Below are 23918 nucleotides of genomic sequence, written 5' to 3' on the forward strand. Positions count from 1 at the left end.
ACCTCATCCTAAAGTTGGGAACCCCGGCTGGAGGGCGACCGGGCCGACCCCCCGGCGCGGGGGGTGCGGCCCTCTCGCGTGTCCTCAGAAGAGGAACTTGTAGCTGTTCCAGCCGGTCGTACCGATCTTCACCTTGGCCTTGTACGGGGCCGCGGCGTTGCCGGTGCCCTTGTACAGGTAGAGCGCACCGGCCTTGTCGCGGGCGACGAGGTCGGTCCGGCCGTCCAGGTCGAGGTCACCCGTGGAGACCAGCTTGTTGTACTGGTTCCAGCCGCTGCCGATCTCGGTGCGCTTGGCGAACGGGGCCTTCTGGTCGCCCGTGCCCTTGTAGAGCCACAGGACGCCGGACTTGTCGCGGGCGACGACATCGTTCTTGCCGTCGCCGTTCAGGTCGCCGTTGCCGGCGATCTCGCTGTAGATGTTCCAGCCGTAGCCGACCTTGATACGGCCCGTCACCTTGCCGGTGCCGTAGCCGAGGTAGGCGTACAGGTCACCACTGGGGGTGCGGGCGAGCAGGTCGCCCGCGGCGGCGCCGCCGATGTTGCCGGGCGAGACGAGCTTGTCGTAGATGTTCCAGCCGTAGCCGATCTTGACCGACGACGAGTCGAACTTCAGGTAGCCCATGTCCCCGTTGGTCTGGCGGAACCAGAGGCCGTCGCTCGTGCCGTCGCCCTGGTGGTCGACCTGGAACATGGCGGAGACGCCGGTCCAGCCCGAACCGGAGACGTCACGAGCGGTGAGTCCGCCCTTGCCGTCCGGTGCGTAGGAGTACGCGGTACCCGACGAGTTCACGCCGTACAGGGCGAACGCCGGGGTGACGGGCGCGGCCGCGACGGAGGCCGCCGAGGACGGCAGGCCCGCTGCCGCGCCGAGCGAGGGCTGCGGGGCGTCCGCTGCCACGGCGGAGGTGCCGGTGGCGACGAGGGCGGCGGTGAGTGCCGCGGCTGCTGCGCGAGCAACTGTGCGTCTGTGGTTACGGCCAGAGGTTTCGGCCACGAAGTGCTCCATGGATCGTGATGGGTCGTGGCTCGCCGCGGGTCGGCGGCGAGCCACGGATTCAGCTGAATCGTGTCACGATTTGGGGCTCGAAACCTGGCTTTTTGATCAGAAGAACAGGCGGTAGGTGTTCCAGCCCGATGTCCCGATGATCGCCTTGGGCTTGTAGGGGGCCGAGGCCTTGCCGGTGCCCTTGTACAGGTAGAGCTCGCCGGCGGGGTTCCGGGCGATCAGGTCCGTGATGCCGTCCAGGTCGATGTCACCGGGGGCGAAGATGGCGTTGTACTGGTTCCAGCCGCTGCCGATCTCGGTGCGCTTGGCGTACGGGGCCTTCTGGTCGCCGGTGCCTTTGTAGAGCCACAGGACGCCGGACTTGTCGCGTGCGACGAGGTCGTTCCTGCCGTCGCCGTTCAGGTCTCCGTTGCCGGCGATCTCGGTGTAGATGTCCCAGCCGTAGCCGACCTTGATGCGCTTGGTGACCGTGCCGTCGCCGTAGCCCAGGTACAGGTAGAGGTCGCCCTTGCCGTCACGGCCGAGCAGGTCACCGCCCTCGGCGCCGCCGAACTGGCCGGGGGACACCAGCTTGTTGTAGATGTCCCAGCCGTAGCCGACCTTCTTCGCCGCGGAGTTGTCGTTGGCGTAGTACTGGATGTCGCCGTTGGTGCTGAGCTGCCAGCGGCCGTCCGCGACGTTGTCGGCGTTGTTGTCCACCCGGCCGAGGAACTTGACGTCCTTCCAGCCGGTGTCGAGCTGCACGCGCTGCTCGATGGTGCCGTCGCCGGACGGGGTGTAGTAGTACGAGGTGCCGGCGCTGTCCAGGCCGGCGATGCCGAACATGGGGGCGTCGCCCGGCTCGGCGGCGAAGGCGGCGGCACCGGTGCCGACCAGGGCCGCGGTTATCGCGGCGGCGGTGAGACGGGCGGCAGTCCGTCCGGGCCGACGGCCAGAGTTCTTGGCCACGTGTGTTCTCCATGGGTGGTGGGACGAGGCGTGACGCGCCGCGGGATACGGGGACACGCCACGGAATTGAGGGTGATCCTTTCACGACTCCCTCACGTGTCCAAGGGTTTGGCGAAATGATGCCACCACGACATCTTCGCCCGGATATGCGGGTGTTACGGGATTCGCTGAGGTCAGGACGGTGGTGCCGGGCAGGCCGCCGAAGGACCGGGGAGTCCGGTCGTGGTCAGCCGGTGAATACCGTGCAACTGGGTCATCACATCGCGCAGCGAACGGCAGTTGCCCGGCCCGGCGCCCGGCGCGGGACGCAGGGTGCGGTGGCCGTCCTCCAGCGACGCCGCCTGGAGGGAAAGCGCCGTCGTCACCCGCTCCACGTCGTCCCGTGAGGGGCGCGGGACCCCGTGTTCGACCCGCAGGGCGCACGTGGTCGCCGCGTCGACGACGAGCTCGGCCGCCACCGTCACCGCCGACCAGTCCTGACGCCGCCCGCCGAACGGCCCCGGCAACTCGGCCGCCGCCGTCTCCGCGGCCGCCCTCGCCTCGGCCAGCGCGCGGTACGCGGCGCCGCGCAGGGCCAGACCCCGGGCGTCGGCCCGGTGCACCGCCCCGCCCGGTTCCGGCGCGTCCAGCACATGGCGCAGATAGCGCTCGGTGCAGCGCAGCGTGACGGCGAACCGGTGGCCGACCCGCACCCGGGGATCGGCCAGTAGCGGCAGATGACCGACGAGCAGCACGATGACGCAGGCCAGGAACGTCTCCAGCAGCCGGGAAGCCGCGGCCTCGGTGTCGCCCGCGGTGTGCACGAACGACAGCACCAGCACGGTGATCACCGCCGTCTGGAACGCGAAGTGCCTGGTGGAGAGGGGCAGCAGGGCGCCGGCCACGACGACGGCCGGCACGACGAGCGGCCGGCCCGGCACGCCCGGCACGGCCATGAGAGCCACGAAGGCGAGGACTCCGGCGACGGTCCCGGCGAACCGGTTCACCACCCGTGAGAACAGCGGACCCATGTCCGGCTTCACCAGGAACGCGGCGGTGGCCGGCAGCCAGTACCAGTGGTCCTCGTGCAGGAGCAGCGCGACGGCCGCGGTGACCGAGACGCAGAGCGCCACCCGCAGCCCGTACTCCCGTCCGGCCGGGGTGAACGGGCCCGGGCGGAGTCCGGAGTGCGCCCCGCCCGTGCCGCGTCCGGCCTTCGCCGTCCCCGGCACCGGAGCGGGCGCCCCGGCCGTCGTCCGGTCGAAGGTCACCGCCGCGGCCAGTACCGCGCGGTCGAAGGCGAGGCGGGCGACGGTGTCCGACCGCGGGCTCGGCAGCGCTCCCGCCGGTCCGCCGGTCCGGACCGCGGCGGCCAGCCGGCGCGGGCCCTCGGCCACCTCCTCCGGAACCGCCCGGCCCTCCCACAGCAGCGCGATGCTCGCCTCGCACAGCGCGACGGCGGCGCCGAAGCGCTCGGCGAGGCGGTGCCCGGGGCCGTCGGCCCGGCCGGGCCAGGGCAGCAACCGCATCAGCCGCAGCGCCTCGTCCGCCTGCTGCTGCGCGGCCACGAGCCTGCGTCGGGCGGTCTCCGCCCGAGGCCCGCCGAGCGCCTCAAGCGCGTCCGCGAGCGCGTCGAACACCGCCGCCACGGTCTCGCGTTCACCGCTCCACCGCGTCGCGCCCCGGGAGCGCGGTGAGCGCAGCGACAGGCGAAGCAGGACGAGCCAGCCGGCCCCGGACAGGAAGCACAGGGCCTTCAGCCAGGCCGGTCCCGCCAGTGGCATCCCCATCCCGATGGTGGTGGTGACCAGCATCTGGAGGGCGGCCGCCGACCACACGGCGCCCCTCGTGCTGAGGGTCCCGGAGACCCAGCCCACCAGGAAGAGGACGGGGACCGCCGCCCATCGGTCCGTGCCGTCCGCGACCAGGGCGCCGACGAGCAGCCCGAGCGCGCCGGCCACGGCCGGAAGGCCGATGTGGACCAGGCCCTTGCGGCGGGTCCCCGGACGGTCGTTGACCCCGGCGAGCATCGCGCCCAGCGCGGCGAGTACCCCCGGCCCCGGATGCCCCGCGGCGATCCCGGCGCCGAGCAGGGGCCCCGCTCCCAGCGCGCCGCGCACCATCGCCGTCCGGGGGACGGGGGCCCGGCGCAGCCGGGTCACATGGGTGAGCCAGTCGGGCGCGTGGCGCCGCGGCCCGGCCGTGCGCAGGGCGCCCCGCAGCCTCGTGCCGACGGCTCGCCGTACCGGAAAGTGCACCGCTGGTCCTCCTCGTTCACCGGCCGGACCACGGGGTCCGGGACGGGCGGAGCGGGCGACGGCGGCCGCGTACGACGAACGTAACAGGGTGTTCTGTCGGGCGGGCTGCGCTGGTGTTTCAGGCGTGTGATCACCGGGGCCCGCCCCTTGCCGCATCGTCCCGGCGGCACGAAACCCGCAGGTCGTCGCAGGATGCGCGCGCGCCGTCGGCGGGCGAGGGCCTACGCTCGAAGGCCTGATGACGATCCATGCCACCCGAGCCGGCACCAGGGCCGGAACCGAGTCCGTGCGCCGCCACAACCTCGGCCTCGTCCTGCGCGCCGTACTGGAGGAGGGCGAGGCGACCCGGGCCCGGGTGGCGAGCCGGGTCGGGCTGACCCGGGCCGCCGTCTCCTCGCTCGTCGAGGAGCTGCTGTCCCTGGACCAGCTCACCGAGTCAGGCAAGACGTTCAGCGGCAGCGCGGGCCGGCCGGGCACCGTGCTGAAGGTGTCGGACACCGGCCCGGCGGGGCTCGGCGTCGAGATCAACATCGACTACGTCTCGGTCTGCGCGGTCGGGCTGACCGGCACCGACCGGGTCCGGGTCACCGAGCACGTGGACAACCGGAGCACCCCGCCCGCCGAGGTGCTCGCCCACGCGGCGCGGCTCACCAACCGGGTCATCACCTCCACCGGCGAGCAGGGCCTGCGGGCCGTCGGGGTCGAGCTCGCGCTGCCCGGACTGGTCTCCGGCGGAATGGTGCGCCAGGCACCCAACCTGGGCTGGTACCGGGTCGCGGCGGAGGGCATCTTCGGCCAGGCACTCAGCACGCTGCGCCCGGCGGGCCGGGCGCTGGCCGTCAGCTCCGACAACGAGGCCAATCTCGCGGCGCTGGCCGAGCTGTGGTTCGGCGGCCTCGGGACGAGCGGCTGCTTCCTCTACCTCACCGGCGAGATCGGCGTCGGCGGCGCACTGGTGCTCCACGGCGAACTGCTGCGCGGCGCCCACGGCTTCGCCGGTGAGGTGGGGCACGTGGTGGTCGACCCGGAGGGACCGCTCTGCGGGTGCGGGGCACGCGGCTGCCTTGAGCAGTACGCCGGTCAGGCGGCGCTGCTGCGGGCCGCCGGGATCGATCCGCAGGCGGGTCCGCGCGGGCTCGGCGAGCTGGAGAAGCGGGCCGCGGCGGGCGACACGAGGACGCTGGAGGCGTTCCGGGTGGCGGGGGACCGGATGGGCCTGGTGCTGTCCGGCGCGGTGAACCTCTTCGACCTGGACACCGTCGTACTGGGCGGCATCTACCGCGATCTGATGCCGTGGCTCGCGGACGCCGCTCAGGCACAGCTCGCCGACCGGGTGGTCTCGGGGCGGTGGCACGGCAACGGCAGCCGGCTGCGGGCCTCCTCGCTCTCCGGCGACGCGGCGAGGGGGGCCGCGGCCCGGGTGGTGCACGGTGTCCTGGCGGACCCGGCGGCGTACGCGGCGCGCTGACGGCCGGGGTGCACGGCGCACCCCGGCCGCTCCCGCGCACCCCGGCCGCTCCGGCTACTTCCGGTGGGCCGCGATCAGCTCCTGGTACCAGCGGTAGCTGTCCTTGGGGGTGCGCTCCTGGGTGTCGTAGTCGACCCGGATGATCCCGAACCGCTTCGCGTACCCGAGCGCCCACTCGAAGTTGTCCAGCAGCGACCAGACGTAGTAGCCCCGGACATCCACGCCCGCGTCCATCGCCGTCCGCAGCGCGGTCAGATGGGTGCGCAGGTACTCGACCCGGTCCGCGTCGTGCACCGAGCCGTCCGCGTCCACCGAGTCGGACTCCGCCGAGCCGTTCTCCGTGATGTGCACCGGCGGCAGCGCGTCGCCGTACGTCTGCTTCAGCGCGGTCAGCAGGTCGGTGAAGGACTCCGGCACGACCGGCCAGCCCATCGCCGTCTTCCGCACGCCCCGGTACTCGCCCTCGCTGTAGCGGTTGTCGGTGGCGACCCGCAGCGCCGGGTCGGGCTCGCGGTGCGGGGCCGCGGCGACCACGATCGGGCGGTAGTAGTTGATGCCCAGGAAGTCCATCGGCTGGGAGATCAGCTCCAGATCGCCCTCGCGCCGGAAGTCCTGCGCGGTGATCAGCTCGCCCCAGGTCTCCTCCTCGGTGACCGGGTAGCGGCCCGCGAGGACCGGCTCGGTCCACACCAGGTTGTGCTGGGTGTCCGCGCGGACGACTGCGGCCAGGTCGGCGTCCGACTCGGTGGCCGGGACGTTGCGGTCGAGGTTGAGCGTGATGCCCGCCTCGCGGACCCCGGCCGCACGCAGTTCCCGCATCGCCAGGCCGTGACCGACCAGCAGGTGGTGAGCGGCGGCCAGGGCCCCGCGCCCCTCCTTCGCACCCGGCGCGTGCCGGCCCACGGAGTAGCCGAGGAAGGCGCTGCACCACGGCTCGTTGAGCGTGATCCAGCGGGGTACCCGGTCGCCCAGGTGCTCCGCCATGATCGCGGTGTACTCCCCGAAGCGCTCCGCGGTCTCGCGCACCCGCCAGCCGCCGCGGTCCTCGAGCGCCTGGGGCAGGTCCCAGTGGTAGAGCGTGGCGGCCGGTTCGATGCCCGCTTCGAGGAGCGAGTCGACGAGCCGGGAGTAGAAGTCGAGCCCCTTCGGGTTGACCGCGCCGCTGCCCTCCGGCTGGATCCGCGACCAGGCGATGGAGAAGCGGTACGAGTCCACGCCCAGCTCGCGCAGGAGCGCCACGTCCTGGGGGTAGCGGTGGTAGTGGTCGCAGGCGATGTCACCGGTGTCACCGCCGTCGGTCTTCCCCGGCGTGTGACTGTAGATGTCCCAGATCGACGGACCGCGGTCGTCCTCCCGCGCGGCGCCCTCGATCTGGTACGAGGCCGTGGCCGCGCCGAAGACGAAGCCGGGCGGGAAGACGGGGAACTCAGGCATGGAAATCCTCACTTGACCGAGCCGCCGGTGATCCCGGCGGCGATGTACTTCTGCGAGAGGACGAGCAGGACCGCCGCGGGAACGGCCGACAGCACGGAAGCCGCCATGACGGAGCCCCAGTCGCCGACGTGCGCGCCGATGTACTGGTAGATGCCCAGCGTGATCGGCTTCACGTCATCCGTGGTGTTGAGAGTCAGCGCGAACATGAAGTCGCTCCACGCGTACAGGAACGAGAACAGCCCAGCCGTGATCAGGGAGTTGCGGCTCATCGGCAGCACGACCTGCACGAAGGTGCGCAGACGCCCCGCGCCGTCCACCTCGGCCGCCTCGATGACCTCGCGCGGGATGGCGACCATGAACGAGCGCATCAGCACGATCGCGAACGGGATGCCGAGCGAGGCGTCGGCCAGCATCAGCCCGGCGTAGGAGTTGACCAGGCCGAGGTCCACGTACGCGCTGTACAGGGCGTTGGCGATGACGATGCCCGGCACCATCTGGGTGATCAGGGTGCCGAAGACGATGGTCCTGGTGCCGCGCAGCTTGAACTGGGCGAGACAGTAGGCGGCGGGTGCCGAGACGGCCAGACAGATGGCCACCGCGCCGAGCGCCACGGCCAGCGACGTCAGCAGGTTGCGGCCCTGGTCGGTGATGGCCGAGCGGAAGCCCGACAGATCCAGGCTGTGCGGGAAGGAGTTGACCTCCAGCAGTCCGGACGACGGCTGGAGCGCGGTGTTCACCATCCAGTACAGCGGGAACAGCATCACGCACAGCACCACGACGCCGAAGACCGTGGCGCCCCAGCGCCGCTTCGGCCGGCCGGTGGGATGGGCGGGGGCGGCGGGGGTACGCACTGTGCTCGCCATGCCGGTCACTTCCCCTCGTTGCGGTTGGCCCGCAGGTAGAACACCGCGAAGACGGCGGAGATCAGGATCAGGATGTTGCCGACCACGGCACCCGCTCCGAAGTCCAGCTGGACGAAGGAGTTCTGGTACGTGAGGGTGCCCAGCGTCTGCGTGGAGTCGGCGGGCCCGCCGTCGGTGAGCGCCAGGATCAGGTCGAGGACCTTCACCGTGGACATGAAGCCGAGCACCAGCACCACGGTGATGACGGGCCTCAGCATCGGCAGGGTGATGGAGCGGAACGTCCGCCAGGCGGAGGCGCCGTCGAGCGAGGCGGCTTCGTACAGCTCCTTGGGGACCTCCTGGAGGCCGCCGTAGAGGATCACCATGTTGAACGGGATGCCGATCCAGATGTTCACCAGGACCACCGAGATCAGCGCCATGCTCGTGCTGGTCAGCCACGGGGTGTCGCCGCCGACGCCGATCGTGCCCAGGAACGAGTTGAGCACGCCGGTGTCCTGGTCGAGGATGCGCCGCCAGACGACACCGGAGACGACCATCGGGACCAGCCACGGCAGCAGGATCAGCGACCGCAGGATGCCGTTGAGCGGGAAGCGGCGGCTGAAGAAGACCGCGAGGGCCAGACCGATGCAGAACTGCCCGATCAACGAGCCGACGGTGAACAGGATGGTGTGCCACAGGGCCTTGCCGAAGAGCTCGTCGTTGAAGACGTTGCTCCAGTTGTCCGTTCCGTTGAACGGGGACTCGCCCGTGAAGAACGTGGACGGCGAGTAGTCCTGGAAGCTCATCACGATGTTGCGGACGAGCGGGTAGCCGAAGAAGAGCGCCATGAAGATCACGGCGGGGGCGATGAAGCCCCACTGGGCCAGGCGCCTGCGGCGGCGGTTGCGCGCCGGGTTCGGCGGCCTCCTGGCCTCGGTGGTCGAGGGCGCCGGAACGGCGGCTGCGGAAGCGGTGCTGGTCGACATGGTTCGGATACCTCAGTTCCCGCTCGTGGCGCGCTGCTGGGCGCGCTTGAGGGCGGCCTCGCTCGACTCGCCGGTGAGGGCGGACTGGAAGGCGCTCTGCAGCGCGAGGGAGACGGACGACCAGCCCGCGCCGAGCTTCGCGGTGCGCGAGCGGGCGGTGGCGACCTGGCCGGCGAGAGCGGCCAGCTCCGGGACCTTCTTGCGCCACACGGCGGCGGCCTTCTCGTTGGCCGGGACCATCCAGCTGTTGAGCGCGTAGGTGATCTGCTCCTGCTCGCCCGACATACAGCCGATGATCTTCGCCGACATCTTCTCCCGGGCGCTGTCACCGGTGTTGGGCACGGTCAGGATCCCGCCGCCCAGCGGACCGACCGAGTCGTCCCCGGCCTTCGGGACCGGGATCCGGGCCATGCCCCAGTTCAGCCCCTTCCTGGAGTTGAGGGACTCGACCTGCCACGGGCCGTTGATCATCATGGCGGCGTTGCCGGCCATGAACTGGTCGTTCACGTCGGCCTGGGTCCAGTTGACCGTCGACTTGGACAGCGAACGGTCCTTGAGCAGGTCCTTCCAGTAGTCCAGTGCCCCGGCCACCTGCGGGCTGTCGAGCTTCGTCTCGTCGCCGCCGTTGGACCACATGAACGGGGTGAACTGGAAGACGCCGTCCTCCGCGCCGCCGGCGCTCAGCGCCAGCCCGTAACTCCTGCCCCGGGTGAGCTTCTTCGCCGTCGACCGCATCTCGGCCCAGGTGGCGGGCACCTTCAGGCCTGCCTTGTCGAGGGTGTCCTTGTTGTAGAACAGCGCCAGGGTGTTCACCGTGCGCGCGGCGCCGTAGTACGTCCCCTCGTACGAGCCGAAGTCGACGATCCCCTCGGGGATGTCCGTGGTGGTCAGCCCGAGGTCCTTCAGCGGGATCAGGCCGCCGGCCTCGGCGAACGTGGGCATCTCCGAGGCGTCCAGCTGGAGGACGTCGGGCAGCGACTTCGACGACGCCATCCGCAGGGCCTTCGTCATCACCTGCGCGGCCGGGACGCTCTGCTGCTCGATCCTCACCCCGAGCCGCTTGCTGCACCGGTCCAGGGTCTGGGCGTCCCAGCGGTGGTAGGACTCGTCGGTCGACGAGTTCATGACGGTGTACACGTCCGGGTCCCGCTGCTGCCCGCAGCCGGACAGGACGACGCCGCCGGTCAGCGCGCAGACGACGGTGAGCGGGACGATGACCCGCCGGTGGTGACGACGGCGCCGTTGGCGCAGGCCGTCCGGGGAAGGTGCTGTCACGAGGATGCCCTTGCGTGAGAGGGGGTGCGAAAGGGTGCCCGGCGGCGGCGGTGGCCCGGCCCCCCGGGGGCGTCAGCTGACGCCGGGCAGGTGCTCCATGGCGAGCTGGTCGAGCGCCTCGAAGGCCATGGAGCGCCCGGCTGCGCCGTCCACGTCGAACTCCTGGAGACCGCCGGCTACGAGGGCCTGGCGCAGGTCGCCGGCGCCCAAGCGGAAGTGAACCTGTCGGCGGGGGTGAGGGTGAAGCGATTCGACATACTGCTGCCTCTTGTCGACATGCCCGGACAGCTGCACCGCCGCCCGACCGATTTGTTTGCTGGCAGTACTAATACGGCATCCCGCCGTTTGTTTCTAGACCATTCCTGTGACAAAGCCGTCACATAGAGGCAACGTCAGGGCAGCCCGAGGGGCGCCGCCCCCTCGACCTGGGCGGGCCGCAGTATTGATTCCCGAGCCGTCGAAGCGCTTCGAAAATTATTTGTTTTGTGTACGATCAAAATCGGGACTGGACTCCTGACGATGCACCCCGAACACCCCCCGTACCGGCTAAGGAAGACCCCCCATGAAGTTCACCGACGGCTTCTGGCAGATGCGAGACGGTGTGCACGCCTCGTACGCCACCGAGCTTCGTGACCTGCGGCTCGACGCTGACCGACTCACCGCCCACGCGGCCGTCAAGCGCGTGACCCGGCGCGGTGACACGCTCAACGCGCCCCTGATCACGGTGGAGGCGTACGCCCCCGCCGAAGGCGTCATCGGTGTCCGCGTCACCCACCTCGCGGGCAAGCGCCGCCCCGGCCCGGAGTTCGCCCTGCCCGGCGCCACCGAGGAAGCCACGGCCACCACCCGGGACGACGGCCCGACCGCCGAGCTCACCAGCGGCCCGCTCACCCTCCGGCTGCCCACCGGGGGCGACTTCGGCCTGGAGTTCCTCGACGCGGACGGCCGTCTGCTGACCGCCGCCGGGCGCAAGGGCACCGCCTTCGCCACCGTGCAGGACGGCGGCCACCACATGGTCGCCCAGCTCGCCCTCGGCGTCGGCGAGACCATCCACGGCTTCGGCGAGCGGTTCACCCCGTACGTCAAGAACGGCCAGATCGTCGACATGTGGCAGGCCGACGGCGGCACCAGCAGCGAACAGGCCTACAAGAACGTCCCGTTCTACCTCTCCTCGCGCGGCTACGGCGTCTTCGTCAACCACCCCGGCAAGGTCTCCTTCGAGGTCGGCTCCGAGGCCGTCGGACAGGTCCAGTTCAGCGTCGAGGACCAGGTCCTGGAGTACTTCGTCGTCGCGGGCCCCACGCCCAAGGACGTCCTCACCCGGTACACCGCCCTCACCGGCCGCCCGGCCCTCCCGCCGGCCTGGTCCTTCGGGCTCTGGCTGACCACCTCGTTCACCACCTCCTACGACGAGGCGACCGTCACCTCCTTCGTGGACGGGATGTCCGAACGCGGCATCCCGCTCTCGGTGTTCCACTTCGACTGCTTCTGGATGCGCGAGTACCAGTGGTGCGACTTCGAGTGGGACCCGGACACCTTCCCCGACCCGGCCGGCATGCTCGCCCGGCTCAAGGAGAAGGGGCTGAAGATCTGCGTCTGGATCAACCCGTACATCGCGCAGAAGAGCGCCCTGTACGCGGAGGGCGCCGACAAGGGCTACTTCGTGCGCACGCCCGATGGCGACATCTGGCAGTGGGACAAGTGGCAGGCCGGCATGGCGCTGGTCGACTTCACCGACCCCGACGCCACCGCCTGGTTCCAGAGCAAGCTGAAGACCCTCCTCGACCAGGGAGTCGACGGCTTCAAGACGGACTTCGGCGAGCGCATCCCCACCGATGTCGTCTGGCACGACGGCTCCGACCCGGAGCGGATGCACAACTACTACACGCACCTGTACAACAAGGCCGTCTTCGAACTCCTTGAGAAGGAGCGCGGCCAGGGCGAGGCGGTCCTCTTCGCCCGCTCGGCCACCGCGGGCGGCCAGCAGTTCCCCGTCCACTGGGGCGGCGACTGCTGGTCCTCCTTCGGCGCGATGGCCGAGTCCCTGCGCGGCGGGCTCTCCCTCTCGCTCTCCGGCTTCGGCTTCTGGAGCCACGACATCGGAGGCTTCGAGGGCACCCCCGACCCGGCGGTCTTCAAGCGCTGGCTCGCCTTCGGCCTGCTCTCCTCGCACAGCCGCCTGCACGGCTCCTCGTCCTACCGGGTGCCGTGGGAGTTCGGCGACGAGGCGGTCGCGGTCGCCAAGCAGTTCACCGAACTGAAGCACCGGCTGATGCCCTACCTGTACGGAGCGGCCGTCGAGGCCCACCGCACCGGCGTCCCCACCATGCGCCCGATGCTGCTGGAGTTCCCCGACGACCCGGCGACCCGCACGGTGGACCGCCAGTACCTGCTGGGTGCCGACCTGCTGGTGGCGCCCGTCTTCAGCGAGGACGGCCAGGTCGAGTACTACGTCCCCGAGGGCACCTGGACCCACTTCCTGACCGGCGAGACCGTCACCGGACCGGCCTGGCACCACGGCACCCACGGGTTCGACAGCCTTCCGCTGCTGGTCCGCCCCGGTGCCGTCCTGCCGCTGGGCGCGGACGTCTCCCGCCCCGACGGCGACTGGACACGCAACCTGGAGCTGCGTGTGTACGCCCCCGAGGGCACCGGCGACCTCACCCGCACGGTGACCGTCCCCGACCTCACGGGCGCCCCAGCCGCCACCTATGTACTGGTCCGCGAGGGCGGCACGCTGCGGGTCACGGCGGACACGGACCAGCCGTACGAGGTCGTGGTCGTCGGCGACGACTCGCTGGAAGTCCTCCGGGGCTGAGGACGCGGATTCGCCCCTCGGTCCCGTGCGCCGGACGGCCCGGGACCGAAGGGGCCGGGGCCTGGACAGCCCATAGACTCGGCCGGGTGAACCGGACCGATCGCCTCTACGCCCTCGTCGAGGAGCTCCGTGCCGTCTCGCCCCGCCCGCGCAGCGCACACTGGCTGGCCGACCGCTTCGAGGTCAGCTCACGCACGATCGAGCGCGACATCAGCGCACTGCAACAGTCCGGCGTGCCGATCTGGGCCGAACCGGGCCGCACCGGCGGCTACTGCCTCGACCGGACCCGGACGCTCCCGCCGGTCAACCTCACCCCCGGCGAGGCCGTCGCGATGGCGGTGGCCCTGCGGGGGATGGAGGGGACACCGTTCCGGACGACCGCCGGGGCGGCGCTGCGCAAGCTCGTCGCGGCCATGGGGCAGGACGATGCCGCCGCCGCGCACGACATGGCCGGCCGAATCCACCTGCTCGGCCCGGTGGACGCGCCCCCGCCCGCGCGGGGGCCGCGAGGCGTGACGGACGCGCTGTCCACCGGGCGGGTCCTGCGCATCGAGTACGGCGACCGCGAGGGCGCCGCGACGACGCGCGACATCGAGCCGCTCGGCTACATCGGCAAGGCGGACCACTGGTATCTGCTGGGCTGGTGCCGGCTGCGTGACGCCCTGCGCGCCTTCCGTACTGACCGGATCGTCTCCGTCCACGTCACCGCCGAGGTGCCCGAGCCGAGAGAGCTCCGGCGCGAGGACCTCGACATCCCCTACGGCGTCATCCACCAGCTGTCCCTGAGCTGACGGGCCGCCGGGGGCGGCCGGGCGGTTCAGGCCCGGACGGACGGCGGCGTGAAGACGGCGAAGTGGTTGCCGGCCGGATCGAGGAGGTGCGCGAACGTCACCCCGACCGGATTGACCTGCGGCGCGCGCTGGACCCTGCCGCCCGCCTCCTCGACCTGGCGGCACGTCGCCTCGACATCCTCGACGAGCACGGTGAAGACCGCGTAGTTGGGCAGCTTGCCCCCGGTCGCGAACAACCCGCCGGGCAGCCCCTCGCCGTCACCGGTGGTGACGATCCGGTACGCCTGGTCGGTGCTCTTCGTGCTGTCGTGCGCGACCGTCCAGCCGAACACCTCACCGTAGAACCGCTCCGCCTCCGCCGGCTTGTCGGTGCCGATCTCGAACCAGGCGACTGTGTTGATCTGAGCCATGACGTTCATCCCTTACGTGATCCGCCGGGCTCGCCCCGGCCCTGCCCACTTTCGGCGCCGTCGGCGACAGCCCCCTGTCGGTGTTTCGACACGGGCCGGAACGGGATTGCCGGACAGCTGGCTGCCGGGTTCGTATGTGCGGTGGCCAGGGCGGAAACTCCTTGATCCGCCGCAAGGCGTGGAGGGTGGTCCGTCTGCGGCTGGCTCGCCGGCGGCAACCCGGTCGTCGGCGACCCCACCGATGCCAGGCCGCTCGCCCGGGACCTCGCGGCCTTCATCACCGCACTCCACCGCGTCGACACCACCGACGGCCCCCCGCCCTACCGCAGCGAACCACTGGCCGACCGGGACGCGGCGACGCGCGCCGCCCTGCGCGCGGAGATCGGCACCGAAGCGGCGGCCGAGATCCGGGAAGCGGCCGTGAGCGCCCCCGCACCGGCCGGCCCGCCGGTCTGGATCCACGCCGAGCCGCAACCGGGCAACATGCTGACGGCCGGCGGACGGCCCACCGCCGTCATCGGGCCGGCCGCACGGCGAGTAGCCGCATCCGGTCACTCCCGGGCGCGCCCGCCCCCGTCGCCACGGCTGGAATGCGATCGTGGACCAGCGGGTTCGCACCATCGACAGCATGTGAGCGGTAACAGCACTGAGAGCGGATGGCCTCCATGGGCGAGTTGATTCTGATCCGGCACGGCGAGACGGAGTGGTCCCGCAACGGACAGCACACGAGCCACACCGACCTGCCCCTGACGCCCCTCGGCGAACGCCAGGCCCGTGCCCTCGCGCCCCTGCTCGTCGACCGCAGCATCGCGCTCACCCTCGTCAGCCCCTCCGTACGGGCCCGGCGCACCGCCGAACTCGCCGGACTCGCCGCGCCCCGGATCACCCCCGAGCTGCGGGAGTGGGATTACGGCGGCTACGAGGGCATCACCACCCACGACATCCACCTCACCCGCCCCGACTGGAACCTCTGGACGGACGGTGTCACCCCGGGTCCCGAGGCGCACCCCGGCGAGACGCCGGCAGAGGTCGGCGAACGGGCCGACCGGGTGCTGGCGGAGGTCCGGGAAGCGGCCGAACGCGCCGGGGACGACGACATCGTGCTCGTCGCCCACTCCCACTTCCTGCGCGTCCTGACCGCCCGCTACCTGGGTCTGACACCCGCCGAGGGCACGCTCTTCCAGCTCGCCACGGGCGCGGTGTCCCGGCTCGGCACGGAACACGGCCAGCCGGTCATCACGGCGTGGAACGTGACCCTGCCGGAGAGCCTGTTCCCCACGGCCGTACCGGAGACGCCGGAACGGACCTGAGGAGCGGGGCCGCGATCATCTCGACCGGGGAACACCGGCTCGAAGGGATCGGCGCCACACGGGCGACCCGGTGGCCCGGATCCGGAGTCGCGGCAAGAAGGCGAAGGGGCTCGTGGACGGGTGCGCGCCGACCGATTTCATCTCATGACGCCGTTCGGAGCGAACCGTCCCCGAGCGCCGCGACGAAGGATGCCCAGCTCGCCACCGCGAACATGAGCGCCGGCCCACCGGGGGCCGCCTTGCTGTCGCGTACGGGGACGGCCCCGGGGATGTTGTCGGCTATCTCGACGCACTCGCCGCCGTCCCCGTTGCTGTACGACGACTTGCGCCAGGCAGCGGTGCTCAGTTCAGGTGTGGTGCTCATGGCGTCGCGAACTCCCTCGCCGCCGAGAGGATCCGGTCAAGGGATGCCTCCGGCGACAGCGCGGCAGCCCTGGCCAGATCGTATGCGGAGCTGTACTGCTCCACCAGCAGTGGCTCTTCGACGAGTTGGCCGGTGTACGCACCCTCCGTGTAGACGGCGGGCGGAGCGTCCGCGAACTGCATGAGGGTCATCGACCCATGCAGGAACGGGTGGGCACCAGCGGAGAAGGGGAGCACCTGCGTGACGAGCCGGGGGCGCGAGGCGGTCTGCTCGGCGAGGTGGGTGAGCTGTTCGGACATCACGGCGTTCCCGCCCACCGGAAGCAGTAGCGCCGCCTCGTGGAGGACCACCCAAAGCACCGGCGCGGTGGGGGAGTCGAGGAGGCTCGTACGTTCCATGCGGGTGCGGACATGGCCCTCGATGACGTCCGTGGCGGCGAACGGATGGGCAGCGCGGGTGAGCGCCCGAGCGTAGGACTCGGTCTGCAGGAGACCGAGGACGAGCATGGACGTATAGCTGCCGATGAACGAGGCCCGCAGCTGGAGCTCGGCCGCGTCCGCGAAGTACCCCGCCACCTTTGACGTCTGGGCCAGTCTGCACAGCCGCTCAAGATGCTTACCGCTCCCCAGCACCTCGTCCAGTGCGCGTGACAGCTCCAACTGCGGGCGCCGCTCGCCCGCTTCGAACAGCCCGATGTACGTACCGGAGCAGAAGGCTCGGGCGCCCAGCTCGGTCTGGGAGAGTCCGGCGGCCTCGCGCAGCCGGCGTAACTCGGCGCCGTAGAAGGCGCGCGGGTCGGTGTACGGGTCCAGGTCCTTCGGCTGTGGCATGAGCGGAATGTAGCGGGAGCCCGACCCGTCCCACCGGCGAACGCACCGGGACCCACCCGCAGGAGTGGCCGCCGGAATGCCGGATCGGATCGCCGGCCCCTTCCAGGGGGTCGCCCCGACCGCCGCGGATCCGGCCCGGTGGCGGAGGGTGCGTGCGGCGGCCGGTCCCTCCGGCCCCGTTTACAGTCCCGCTCCGCCGCGCTAGCCTCCCCGGTCAGTGGGAGCGCTCCCAAGCCGCCGCAGCGAAGGGACGTACATCGTGATCGACCGATTACTGGCCTCCACCCGGCCCAGAGCCCTGCTTCTGACCCTGCTCGCCCTCCTCACGACCCTGCCCGCCCTCGGGCTGGTCGTGCTCACCTCCGCCGGGCCGGTCGAGGCCCACGGCACGCCGATGAAGCCCGCCAGCCGTACCTTCCTGTGCTGGCAGGACGCGCTCACCGACACCGGCGAGATCAAACCCGTCAACCCCGCCTGCCGGGCAGCCGCGCAGGAGAGCGGGACCACGCCGTTCTACAACTGGTTCTCCGTGCTCCGCTCCGACGGGGCGGGCCGCACCCGGGGCTTCGTGCCGGACGGTGAGCTGTGCAGCGGCGGGAACCCCAACTTCACCGGCTTCAACACACCCAGCGCGGACTGGCCGCTGACCCATCTGACCTCGGGCGCGACCGTCGACTTCGCGTACAACGCCTGGGCCGCGCACCCCGGTTCGTTCTACGTCTACATCACCAAGGACGGCTATGACCCGACGCAGCCGCTGACCTGGGACGACATGGAGGAGGCGCCGTTCCTCACCGTCGACCACCCGCCGCTGAACGGGAGTCCGGGCACGGTCGAGGCCAACTACTCCTGGTCCGGGGCGCTTCCGGCCGGCAAGGACGGCCGCAACGTCATCTACATGGTGTGGGAGCGCTCGGACAGCCAGGAGACGTTCTACTCCTGCTCCGACGTGGTCTTCGACGGGGGCGACGGCGAGGTGACCGGGGTCAAGGACACGACGACGCCGACCGAACCGCCGCCCGGCCTGTGCACCGCGACGCTCGCCACGACCGGCAGCTGGAGCGGCGGTTACCAGTCCGAGGTGACCGTCACCAACTCCGGCGACGTGCCGATGCTCGGCTGGATGGTCGGCTGGACCCAGCCGGACGGGCAGAGCGTGGACAGTCTCTGGAGCGGTTCGATGACCGTCCAGGGACAGGAGGTGATGGTCCACAACACGGACTGGAACGGATCCCTGGCCCCGGGTGAGTCCGCGACCTTCGGATACGTCTCCACGGGCGGCGACCCCGATCCCGCCACCGGGCTCGCCTGCACCGTGGGGTGAGAGACGCGGGCGGCCGGTATCTCGTGGGGACGTACCGGCCGTCCGTGCACGTCCCCGCGAGATACCGGTGTCCGCGAGGCGGAGCGGTGTCCGTGGAGTGCAGCGAAGGTGCCCCGTGACCGTCCCCGGCGCCCATTGGCCCGGCCGGTGCGACGCGGTATCAACGGTACGGACCCATCGCTGGAGGCCGTATGCCCGAGCACGAGCAGGAACGCCGCACCACGCGCGCCAACCGTCCGCGACCGCGGGAGCGCGAGGCGGGACGGCCGTCCGGCCCGGGCCCGGCGCGGGGGTCCGCGGAGGAGATGGCGGTGCTGCAGCGAACGGTGGGTAACGCGGCGGTGGCACGTATGCTCGCGGGCCGTCCCGTGCAGAGGTCGGCGGTGCACGACGTGCTGGGCACGGCGGGACGCCCGCTCGAACAACCGGTGCGCGAGGACATGGAGGCCAGGTTCGGCGGCGCGGACTTCTCCGGCGTCCGGTTGCACACGGACGCCACCGCCCAGCGCTCCGCCGCGGAGATCGGTGCCCGGGCGTACACGTCCGGCCAGCACATCGTCCTGGGCGGCGCGAAGACCGACGAGCACACCCTCGCCCACGAACTGACCCATGTCGTCCAGCAGCGTTCGGGGCCGGTGGCGGGGACGGACGACGGGACCGGGCTGAGGGTGTCGGACCCCTCCGACCGCTTCGAGCGGGCGGCGGAGGCCAACGCCCACCGGGTCATGGCCGCATCGCAGGCACCCACCACCCGGGCCGGGGCGCGGTGCGGCGGCGGGGCCGCGACACGGGACCACGGCGCCGTGCAGCGCGCCCCGGCCGCCACCGGACCGGCGCCTGCCCTGGGCGCTGCGGTCCAGAGCGGTGAGAACCAGGAGGGCGTGTGCGGCTACTTCTCCCGGGTGCGGGAGTGGGCGGTCGCCAACCCCGGGCAGGGCGTGATCATCCAGCAGGTGACCAGGAACTTCGCCGTGGAGCGTCATACCGGCCAGGGCTGGTCCCCGATCGCCGCGTCGGCACTGGACGCGTACGTGCAGACCGGCGGGACGGTCAACGGGCACGAGCTCCGGTACTGGGAGTTGTGGGTGGTCAACGCGGACGGCTCCATCAGCGACGGGGGCCATGACACCTTCGGGATGACCTCGCTGATCAGCAACGACAGCCAGCTCCACGACACCACGCGGGGATCCTTCACCATCAGCGGCGAGGCGAGCTTCTACGCCACCACGCAGGATCCGACGGCCATGGGGTTCCAGCGGAACGGGGCGGTCTCGGCGGGTGGCCTCTTCAGCTGCACCAACGACCCGCAGGCGGAGCTCGTCGCCCTCGGACTCACCCCCGCGGGCGCACCGGTCCGGTACTCCGTCCGGGCCCGGTGGGACAGCGCGGATCTGCGGACCGCCTCGGCGAAGGCCAAGCCCAGGAAGACGGCCGCCCCCTACACGCCGAAGGCGGCGTGGAGCGATGTCGAGGAGAGCTGGGCCTGACAGTGGGCCGGGGGATCGGCCCCGCAGGGGCCGCGTGAGGGCGGCCTCGGTGCCGCGGGTCAGTTCTCCCGGATCCGGTCCAGCCACACCACGATCCCGGTGTGCCCCGTCAGCACCGCCGAGGCGCCCGCCCGGATCGCGGCCGCGCAGCGGGCGTCGGTGAACGAGGCGGGGTCGTACGTCGATGACATGCCGAGTCCCTCCCCGCGGAACGAGGCCCCCGTCCAGTCGACCGCCGTCACGTTGTGGGTGGGTTCGGCGAGTTCCGCCCCCACGACCAGGAACTCCTGGGCGAGATGGCTCGGGCTGACCGTCGTCAGCGGATCGATGAGGTCGTTGCCCACGCTGACGACGAGGTCCGGGTGCAGGTCCAGTGCCCGGGTGACGGCGGGCAGGAGGTCGGCGGCGCCGGACGCGGTCACCGTCCGCAGGTCCACGTCCACCTCCTTCGCCCACTCCTTCACCGCCTTCGCCAGCGCCTTCGCCGGACGGTCGCTGCCCGCACGGAGCAGGACGACACGGGTGCCGGGCGAGGGACGGACCCCGGACCACGAACCCGGGCTCGGCGTCACCGTCGACTCCGGTGCGGGCGATCCGTGCGGACCGAGGAACCCCGCGTCCAGCGCGCCGGTGGCAGAGGGGCTGGGGCGCCGCTGTGACCAGTCGTCACCCGAAGCGCATCCGGTCAGCAGGGCGGCGGCCATCACCAGTACGGCGGCCAGGGGCGGGCGGTGCAAGGCGATCGTCCTTAGGGAGGCGAGAGGCGGGCGGCGGGACGCGGGTAGGGGCGGCTTTTCCCACATCCTGCTCGTCCGTTCCACACGATCTCCATCGATCCGACCGCTTTCGAACGTTTGTTTTCTCATGGTTCGCTGACCGGTCGTCGGCGGTTCATCCGCGACCAGCACGGTGCACGGGCAACCCCAAGGAGACTCATGTCGCACCGTGTCCGCCGCCCGCTGCTCGTCCTCGCCGCGGCGGTCTTCCTCTTCCTCGGCCTCGTCGGACCCGCCGCCGCTCATGGCTTCAGCTCCGTCGTGTACGCGCACGTCACCGCCGACGGTGACGGCCCGCTGCGGACCGAACTGAAGCTGGAGTACGACCTGCTCGTCGTCTCGGCCGCCGACGCGGGCTCCGACGACCCTCTCTTCCGCTCCGGGACCGACGCGTTCGAGAACGGGGACGCCCGCACCCGGGCCGCGGCCCTCGACTCCCACCGCAGGACCGTCGTCGACTACGTCACCCGGCGCCTGACGGTCACCGCGGGTGGCACCGCCTGCGAGCCCGCCGCCGCCGGCGGGTTCCGGATGGGCACCGAGGAGGGCGTGCCCTACGCGCTGCTCGCGCTCGACTGGACCTGCGCCGAACACGGCACCGGTGACCACGAGATGCGCAGCGGCCTCTTCCCCGACGCGGAGGGCTACGTCAAGGGCACCAAGACGATCGTCACCTACGCCGTCGACGGCCGTACCGGCAGCGCCGCGCTCGACAGCGGGCACCCGGCCTTCTCGATCGGCCAGTCCTGGACGGAGCGTTTCCGGGAGTTCTTCCGTCTCGGCGCCGAGCACCTGCTCACGGGTACCGACCACATCCTGTTCCTGCTCGCCCTCATCGCCGGATCCCGGCGGCCCCGCGAAGTCGTCCTCGCCGCCACCGCGTTCACCCTCGCCCACTCGGTGACGTTCCTGCTGGCCGCCCTGGGGCTGGTCGACGTGCCCGCCGGCCTCGTGGAGCCCGTCATCGCGCTGTCCATCGCCGTGGTCGCGAGCTGGCACCTGTGGCGCCTGAGAGGGAGCGGCGCGCGCGCCGCGGAACTCCGGACGCCGGACGGGAGCCGGTTCGCCCTGGACCGTGCCGGGTGGACCCGTCTCGGCGTCGTGTTCTGCTTCGGCCTCGTGCACGGCCTCGGCTTCGCCGGCGCACTCGGCATCGAGGCCTCGTGGTCATGGACCCTGCTGTGGTCCCTGGTGGTCTTCAACATCGGCATCGAGGCCGTCCAACTCGGCTTCATCGCGGTGCTGTTCCCGCTGCTCCTGCTGCTCGGGCGCCGCTCGCCGCGGGCCGCCCGGTGGACCACCGGGGCCGTGTCGGCGGGCGTCGCGGTCATAGGTCTCGCCTGGTTCGTGCAGCGCGTGACCGGCTCGTAGCACCCCAGGCCGGCAGCGATGTTCAGCCTCCGCCCGGATCGCATTCGCGCGCCGTTCACCCGGTGCCGAGAGCTTGGTGCCCTCCTTCGTGTGTGCACTTCATGCCCACTGTTTGTACACAAAAGAATCGATACTTCATGAGAACGCACCCTTCCCAGCAGGCTCGAAGGCCCGTGCGGCACCGGGTGGCCACCGGCGCCACCGCCGCCGTCCTCGGGCTGGCGGTGGCCTTCACGGGCGCGCAGGCCACGCCCGTCGCCGCGGCCGAATCCTCCACCCTCTCCGGCATCGTCCTGGGCGTCGGAGCCAACGAGACCCAGCGCACCGTCAGCTGGTACTCCTCGGCCGACACCGCCCAGAAGGTCCAGCTCGCCCCCACCGCGCAGCTCACCGGCGGCCAGTTCCCCGCCGACTCCGTCAACTTCGACGCCCTGGGCGCCAAGAACATCGCCGCCAGCGGTGGTTACAACCGCAGCGCCACCCTCTCCGGCCTCAAGGAGAACACCGCCTACTCCTACCGCGTGGGCACCGAGGGCAACTGGTCCAAGGCGTACTCCTTCGCGACCCAGGACTTCGAGGGCGAGTACGACTTCCTCTTCCTCGGCGACCCGCAGATAGGCTCGTCCGGGGACCTGGCGCAGGACCAGGCCGGCTGGCAGGACACCCTGGACGTGGCCACCAAGGCCAACCCGAAGGCCGAGATCCTGGTCTCCGGCGGCGACCAGGTCGAGAGCGCCAACAACGAGTCCCAGTGGAACTCCTTCCTGGCACCCGACCAGCTGCGCCAGTACCCGTGGGCCGCCACCATCGGCAACCACGACGTCGGCGGCAAGGCGTACGAGCAGCACTTCTCGACGCCGAACACGGACAACTCGGATGCGCTGTACGCCAACGGCGACCCGGCGTCCGACACCTCCGGCGGCAACTACTGGTACATCTACAAGGATGTGCTGTTCATCGACCTCAACAGCAACAGCTACGCCACCTCCCAGGGCGGCGGGGGCGACGAGGCGCACACCCAGTACGTCACCGACGTCATCAACGAGCACGGCTCCGAGGCCAAGTGGAAGGTGCTCGTCTACCACCACTCGATCTACTCGCCGGCCTCGCACGCCAAGGACTCGGACAACAAGGTCCGCCGGGTCGACTTCCCGACGACCTTCTCCAAGCTCGGCGTCGACATGGTCCTCCAGGGCCACGACCACAGCTACTCCCGCAGCTACCTCATCAAGAACGGCAAGAAGGCCGATCCCGATGAGCAGCCCGGCGCGGCCGACGTCTACCCCGGCCCCGGCGGCGTCCTCTACGTCACCGCCAACTCGGCCTCGGGTTCGAAGTACTACGACATCACCCCGCCCGACTCCAGCGGCACCAGCGGCGCGGGCAACGGCGCCGACCCGCTGAACCCGGACAGCTACTGGTACAACTCCGTCCAGAACCAGGAGCACGTCCGCAGCTACGTCAAGGTCCAGGTGCGCGACGAGAAGCTCGTCGTGGAGAACATCCGCAGCGGTAGCTGCGACGCCCCCAACTCCCAGGTGTCCAAGGGCGACTGGTGCAAGAACACCACCGCGGCCCAGCCGGTCGGCTCGGTGGTCGACAAGGTGAGCGTCCACCCGTACAACGGTGACGGCCAGTCCCTCCAGGTGAACGTGCCGAAGCCGGCTCCGGGCGAGTTCGGCTGGACCATCGACGGCTACAACGGCCTGGTGGACCTCGGCACGGCCAAGGAGGCGAACGGCGACCACTTCACCGCCTCCGGCAAGATCAACCCGATCAAGGTGTCGGACACCCGCCGTTCCCTCTCCCCGTGGGCGGTCTCGGCAGGTGTGAGCCAGTTCAAGGACGCCGACAAGACGTTCGCGGGCTCCTACCTCGGCTGGTCGCCGTACGTCCTCGACCAGGGCGCCGGTGCCAAGGCCGGTGCCTCGGTCCCCTCCGGCTACGACGGCAAGGGTGACGGCCTGGCCCTCTCCCGCGGCCTCGGCTCCGCGCCCCAGGGGCACGCCCGTGGCACGGCCCGGCTGGGCGCCGACCTCGACCTGAAGATCCCGGACTCCGTCCAGAAGGGCGGCTACCGCGCCACCCTCACCATCACTGCGCTGAGCAGCTGACCCTCCCCGCTCCACCGGCGTGGGGGGGGGGGCGGGGGGGCCCCCCCCCCCCCCCCCCGGTCCGGAAGGAAACCCCAAACCCAGGGGCGCCCCCAAAACCCCCCCCCCCCCCCCCCCCCCCCCCA

20 protein-coding genes and 1 pseudogene are annotated in these 23918 nt (G+C 71.2%); 9 read left to right on the forward strand and 12 right to left on the reverse strand.

Going from position 1 to position 23918, the window contains the following annotated elements:
* Positions 1 to 84 precede the first annotated feature (84 nt).
* The 3 genes from ACFVJX_RS30680 to ACFVJX_RS30690 all read right to left on the reverse strand — a co-directional run bounded on the left by ACFVJX_RS30680 (position 85) and on the right by ACFVJX_RS30690 (position 4193).
* Positions 85 to 996, reverse strand: a complete 912-nt coding sequence (locus ACFVJX_RS30680) for an FG-GAP repeat domain-containing protein (protein WP_384134176.1) — start codon at positions 994 to 996, stop codon at positions 85 to 87.
* A 108-nt stretch (positions 997 to 1104) separates the two neighbouring features.
* Entirely contained in the window at positions 1105 to 1956 is an 852-nt protein-coding gene (locus tag ACFVJX_RS30685) for an FG-GAP repeat domain-containing protein (RefSeq protein WP_384134179.1), read from the reverse strand.
* 173 nt (positions 1957 to 2129) lie between these two features.
* A complete protein-coding gene (locus ACFVJX_RS30690) occupies positions 2130 to 4193 on the reverse strand; it encodes an FUSC family protein (RefSeq protein WP_384134182.1) in 2064 nt (687 codons plus the stop codon).
* A gap of 238 nt (positions 4194 to 4431) precedes the next feature.
* On the opposite strand from ACFVJX_RS30690, the gene ACFVJX_RS30695 reads away from it, so the two are divergent.
* Positions 4432 to 5661 (forward strand): ROK family protein, encoded by a 1230-nt coding sequence (locus tag ACFVJX_RS30695; RefSeq protein ID WP_384134184.1) that lies wholly within the window; start codon positions 4432 to 4434, stop codon positions 5659 to 5661.
* A 54-nt stretch (positions 5662 to 5715) separates the two neighbouring features.
* On the opposite strand, the gene ACFVJX_RS30700 is transcribed toward ACFVJX_RS30695, so the two are convergent.
* The 5 genes from ACFVJX_RS30700 to ACFVJX_RS30720 all read right to left on the reverse strand — a co-directional run bounded on the left by ACFVJX_RS30700 (position 5716) and on the right by ACFVJX_RS30720 (position 10408).
* Complete coding sequence (locus ACFVJX_RS30700) at positions 5716 to 7095, reverse strand: GH1 family beta-glucosidase (RefSeq protein WP_384134188.1); 1380 nt, start codon at positions 7093 to 7095, stop codon at positions 5716 to 5718.
* 8 nt (positions 7096 to 7103) lie between these two features.
* The gene (locus tag ACFVJX_RS30705; protein WP_384134191.1) at positions 7104 to 7958 is read right to left on the reverse strand and encodes a carbohydrate ABC transporter permease; all 855 of its coding nucleotides are present in this window, start codon (positions 7956 to 7958) and stop codon (positions 7104 to 7106) included.
* 5 nt (positions 7959 to 7963) lie between these two features.
* Positions 7964 to 8923, reverse strand: coding sequence for a carbohydrate ABC transporter permease (locus tag ACFVJX_RS30710; protein WP_384134194.1), 960 nt, complete (start codon positions 8921 to 8923; stop codon positions 7964 to 7966).
* 12 nt (positions 8924 to 8935) lie between these two features.
* The gene (locus tag ACFVJX_RS30715) at positions 8936 to 10198 is read right to left on the reverse strand and encodes an ABC transporter substrate-binding protein (RefSeq protein ID WP_384134197.1); all 1263 of its coding nucleotides are present in this window, start codon (positions 10196 to 10198) and stop codon (positions 8936 to 8938) included.
* Between the two features lie 72 nt (positions 10199 to 10270).
* Entirely contained in the window at positions 10271 to 10408 is a 138-nt protein-coding gene (locus ACFVJX_RS30720; RefSeq protein ID WP_384134235.1) for a hypothetical protein, read from the reverse strand.
* A gap of 352 nt (positions 10409 to 10760) precedes the next feature.
* On the opposite strand from ACFVJX_RS30720, the gene yicI reads away from it, so the two are divergent.
* Both yicI and ACFVJX_RS30730 read left to right on the forward strand, forming a co-directional pair.
* Positions 10761 to 13016 (forward strand): alpha-xylosidase, encoded by a 2256-nt coding sequence (gene yicI, locus ACFVJX_RS30725; RefSeq protein ID WP_384134200.1) that lies wholly within the window; start codon positions 10761 to 10763, stop codon positions 13014 to 13016.
* 86 nt (positions 13017 to 13102) lie between these two features.
* Complete coding sequence (locus ACFVJX_RS30730) at positions 13103 to 13807, forward strand: helix-turn-helix transcriptional regulator (RefSeq protein ID WP_384134203.1); 705 nt, start codon at positions 13103 to 13105, stop codon at positions 13805 to 13807.
* Positions 13808 to 13833: 26 nt separating this feature from the next.
* On the opposite strand, the gene ACFVJX_RS30735 is transcribed toward ACFVJX_RS30730, so the two are convergent.
* Complete coding sequence (locus tag ACFVJX_RS30735) at positions 13834 to 14217, reverse strand: VOC family protein (protein WP_384134205.1); 384 nt, start codon at positions 14215 to 14217, stop codon at positions 13834 to 13836.
* Between the two features lie 195 nt (positions 14218 to 14412).
* On the opposite strand from ACFVJX_RS30735, the pseudogene ACFVJX_RS30740 reads away from it, so the two are divergent.
* Together ACFVJX_RS30740 and ACFVJX_RS30745 are read left to right on the forward strand one after the other, a co-directional pair.
* Positions 14413 to 14895 (forward strand): annotated as a pseudogene (locus ACFVJX_RS30740) (phosphotransferase); the annotation flags it as partial.
* Complete coding sequence (locus tag ACFVJX_RS30745; RefSeq protein WP_384134208.1) at positions 14883 to 15527, forward strand: histidine phosphatase family protein; 645 nt, start codon at positions 14883 to 14885, stop codon at positions 15525 to 15527. The pseudogene ACFVJX_RS30740 and the gene ACFVJX_RS30745, both read left to right, overlap by 13 nt.
* A gap of 142 nt (positions 15528 to 15669) precedes the next feature.
* On the opposite strand, the gene ACFVJX_RS30750 is transcribed toward ACFVJX_RS30745, so the two are convergent.
* Entirely contained in the window at positions 15670 to 15891 is a 222-nt protein-coding gene (locus tag ACFVJX_RS30750; protein ID WP_384134211.1) for a DUF397 domain-containing protein, read from the reverse strand.
* Positions 15888 to 16721 (reverse strand): Scr1 family TA system antitoxin-like transcriptional regulator, encoded by an 834-nt coding sequence (locus tag ACFVJX_RS30755; protein WP_384134214.1) that lies wholly within the window; start codon positions 16719 to 16721, stop codon positions 15888 to 15890. The genes ACFVJX_RS30750 and ACFVJX_RS30755 overlap by 4 nt, the downstream gene beginning before the upstream one ends.
* 259 nt (positions 16722 to 16980) lie before the next feature.
* Here ACFVJX_RS30755 and ACFVJX_RS30760 point away from each other — a divergent pair, with 259 nt between their 5' ends.
* Both ACFVJX_RS30760 and ACFVJX_RS30765 read left to right on the forward strand, forming a co-directional pair.
* The gene (locus ACFVJX_RS30760) at positions 16981 to 18045 is read left to right on the forward strand and encodes a lytic polysaccharide monooxygenase (RefSeq protein ID WP_384134217.1); all 1065 of its coding nucleotides are present in this window, start codon (positions 16981 to 16983) and stop codon (positions 18043 to 18045) included.
* 305 nt (positions 18046 to 18350) lie between these two features.
* On the forward strand, positions 18351 to 19532 hold the full coding sequence (locus ACFVJX_RS30765; RefSeq protein ID WP_385746272.1) for a DUF4157 domain-containing protein: 1182 nt from the start codon (positions 18351 to 18353) through the stop codon (positions 19530 to 19532).
* A gap of 59 nt (positions 19533 to 19591) precedes the next feature.
* On the opposite strand, the gene ACFVJX_RS30770 is transcribed toward ACFVJX_RS30765, so the two are convergent.
* Positions 19592 to 20269: a hypothetical protein gene (locus ACFVJX_RS30770; protein WP_384134223.1), complete on the reverse strand. Its 678-nt coding sequence runs from the start codon at positions 20267 to 20269 to the stop codon at positions 19592 to 19594.
* Positions 20270 to 20467: 198 nt separating this feature from the next.
* Here ACFVJX_RS30770 and ACFVJX_RS30775 point away from each other — a divergent pair, with 198 nt between their 5' ends.
* Together ACFVJX_RS30775 and ACFVJX_RS30780 are read left to right on the forward strand one after the other, a co-directional pair.
* On the forward strand, positions 20468 to 21679 hold the full coding sequence (locus ACFVJX_RS30775) for a HupE/UreJ family protein (protein WP_384134226.1): 1212 nt from the start codon (positions 20468 to 20470) through the stop codon (positions 21677 to 21679).
* A gap of 137 nt (positions 21680 to 21816) precedes the next feature.
* The gene (locus tag ACFVJX_RS30780) at positions 21817 to 23793 is read left to right on the forward strand and encodes a fibronectin type III domain-containing protein (RefSeq protein ID WP_384134229.1); all 1977 of its coding nucleotides are present in this window, start codon (positions 21817 to 21819) and stop codon (positions 23791 to 23793) included.
* Positions 23794 to 23918: the final 125 nt, after the last annotated feature.

This window comes from Streptomyces sp. NPDC127177 (assembly GCF_042672475.1).
Taxonomy (GTDB): Bacteria; Actinomycetota; Actinomycetes; order Streptomycetales; family Streptomycetaceae; genus Streptomyces.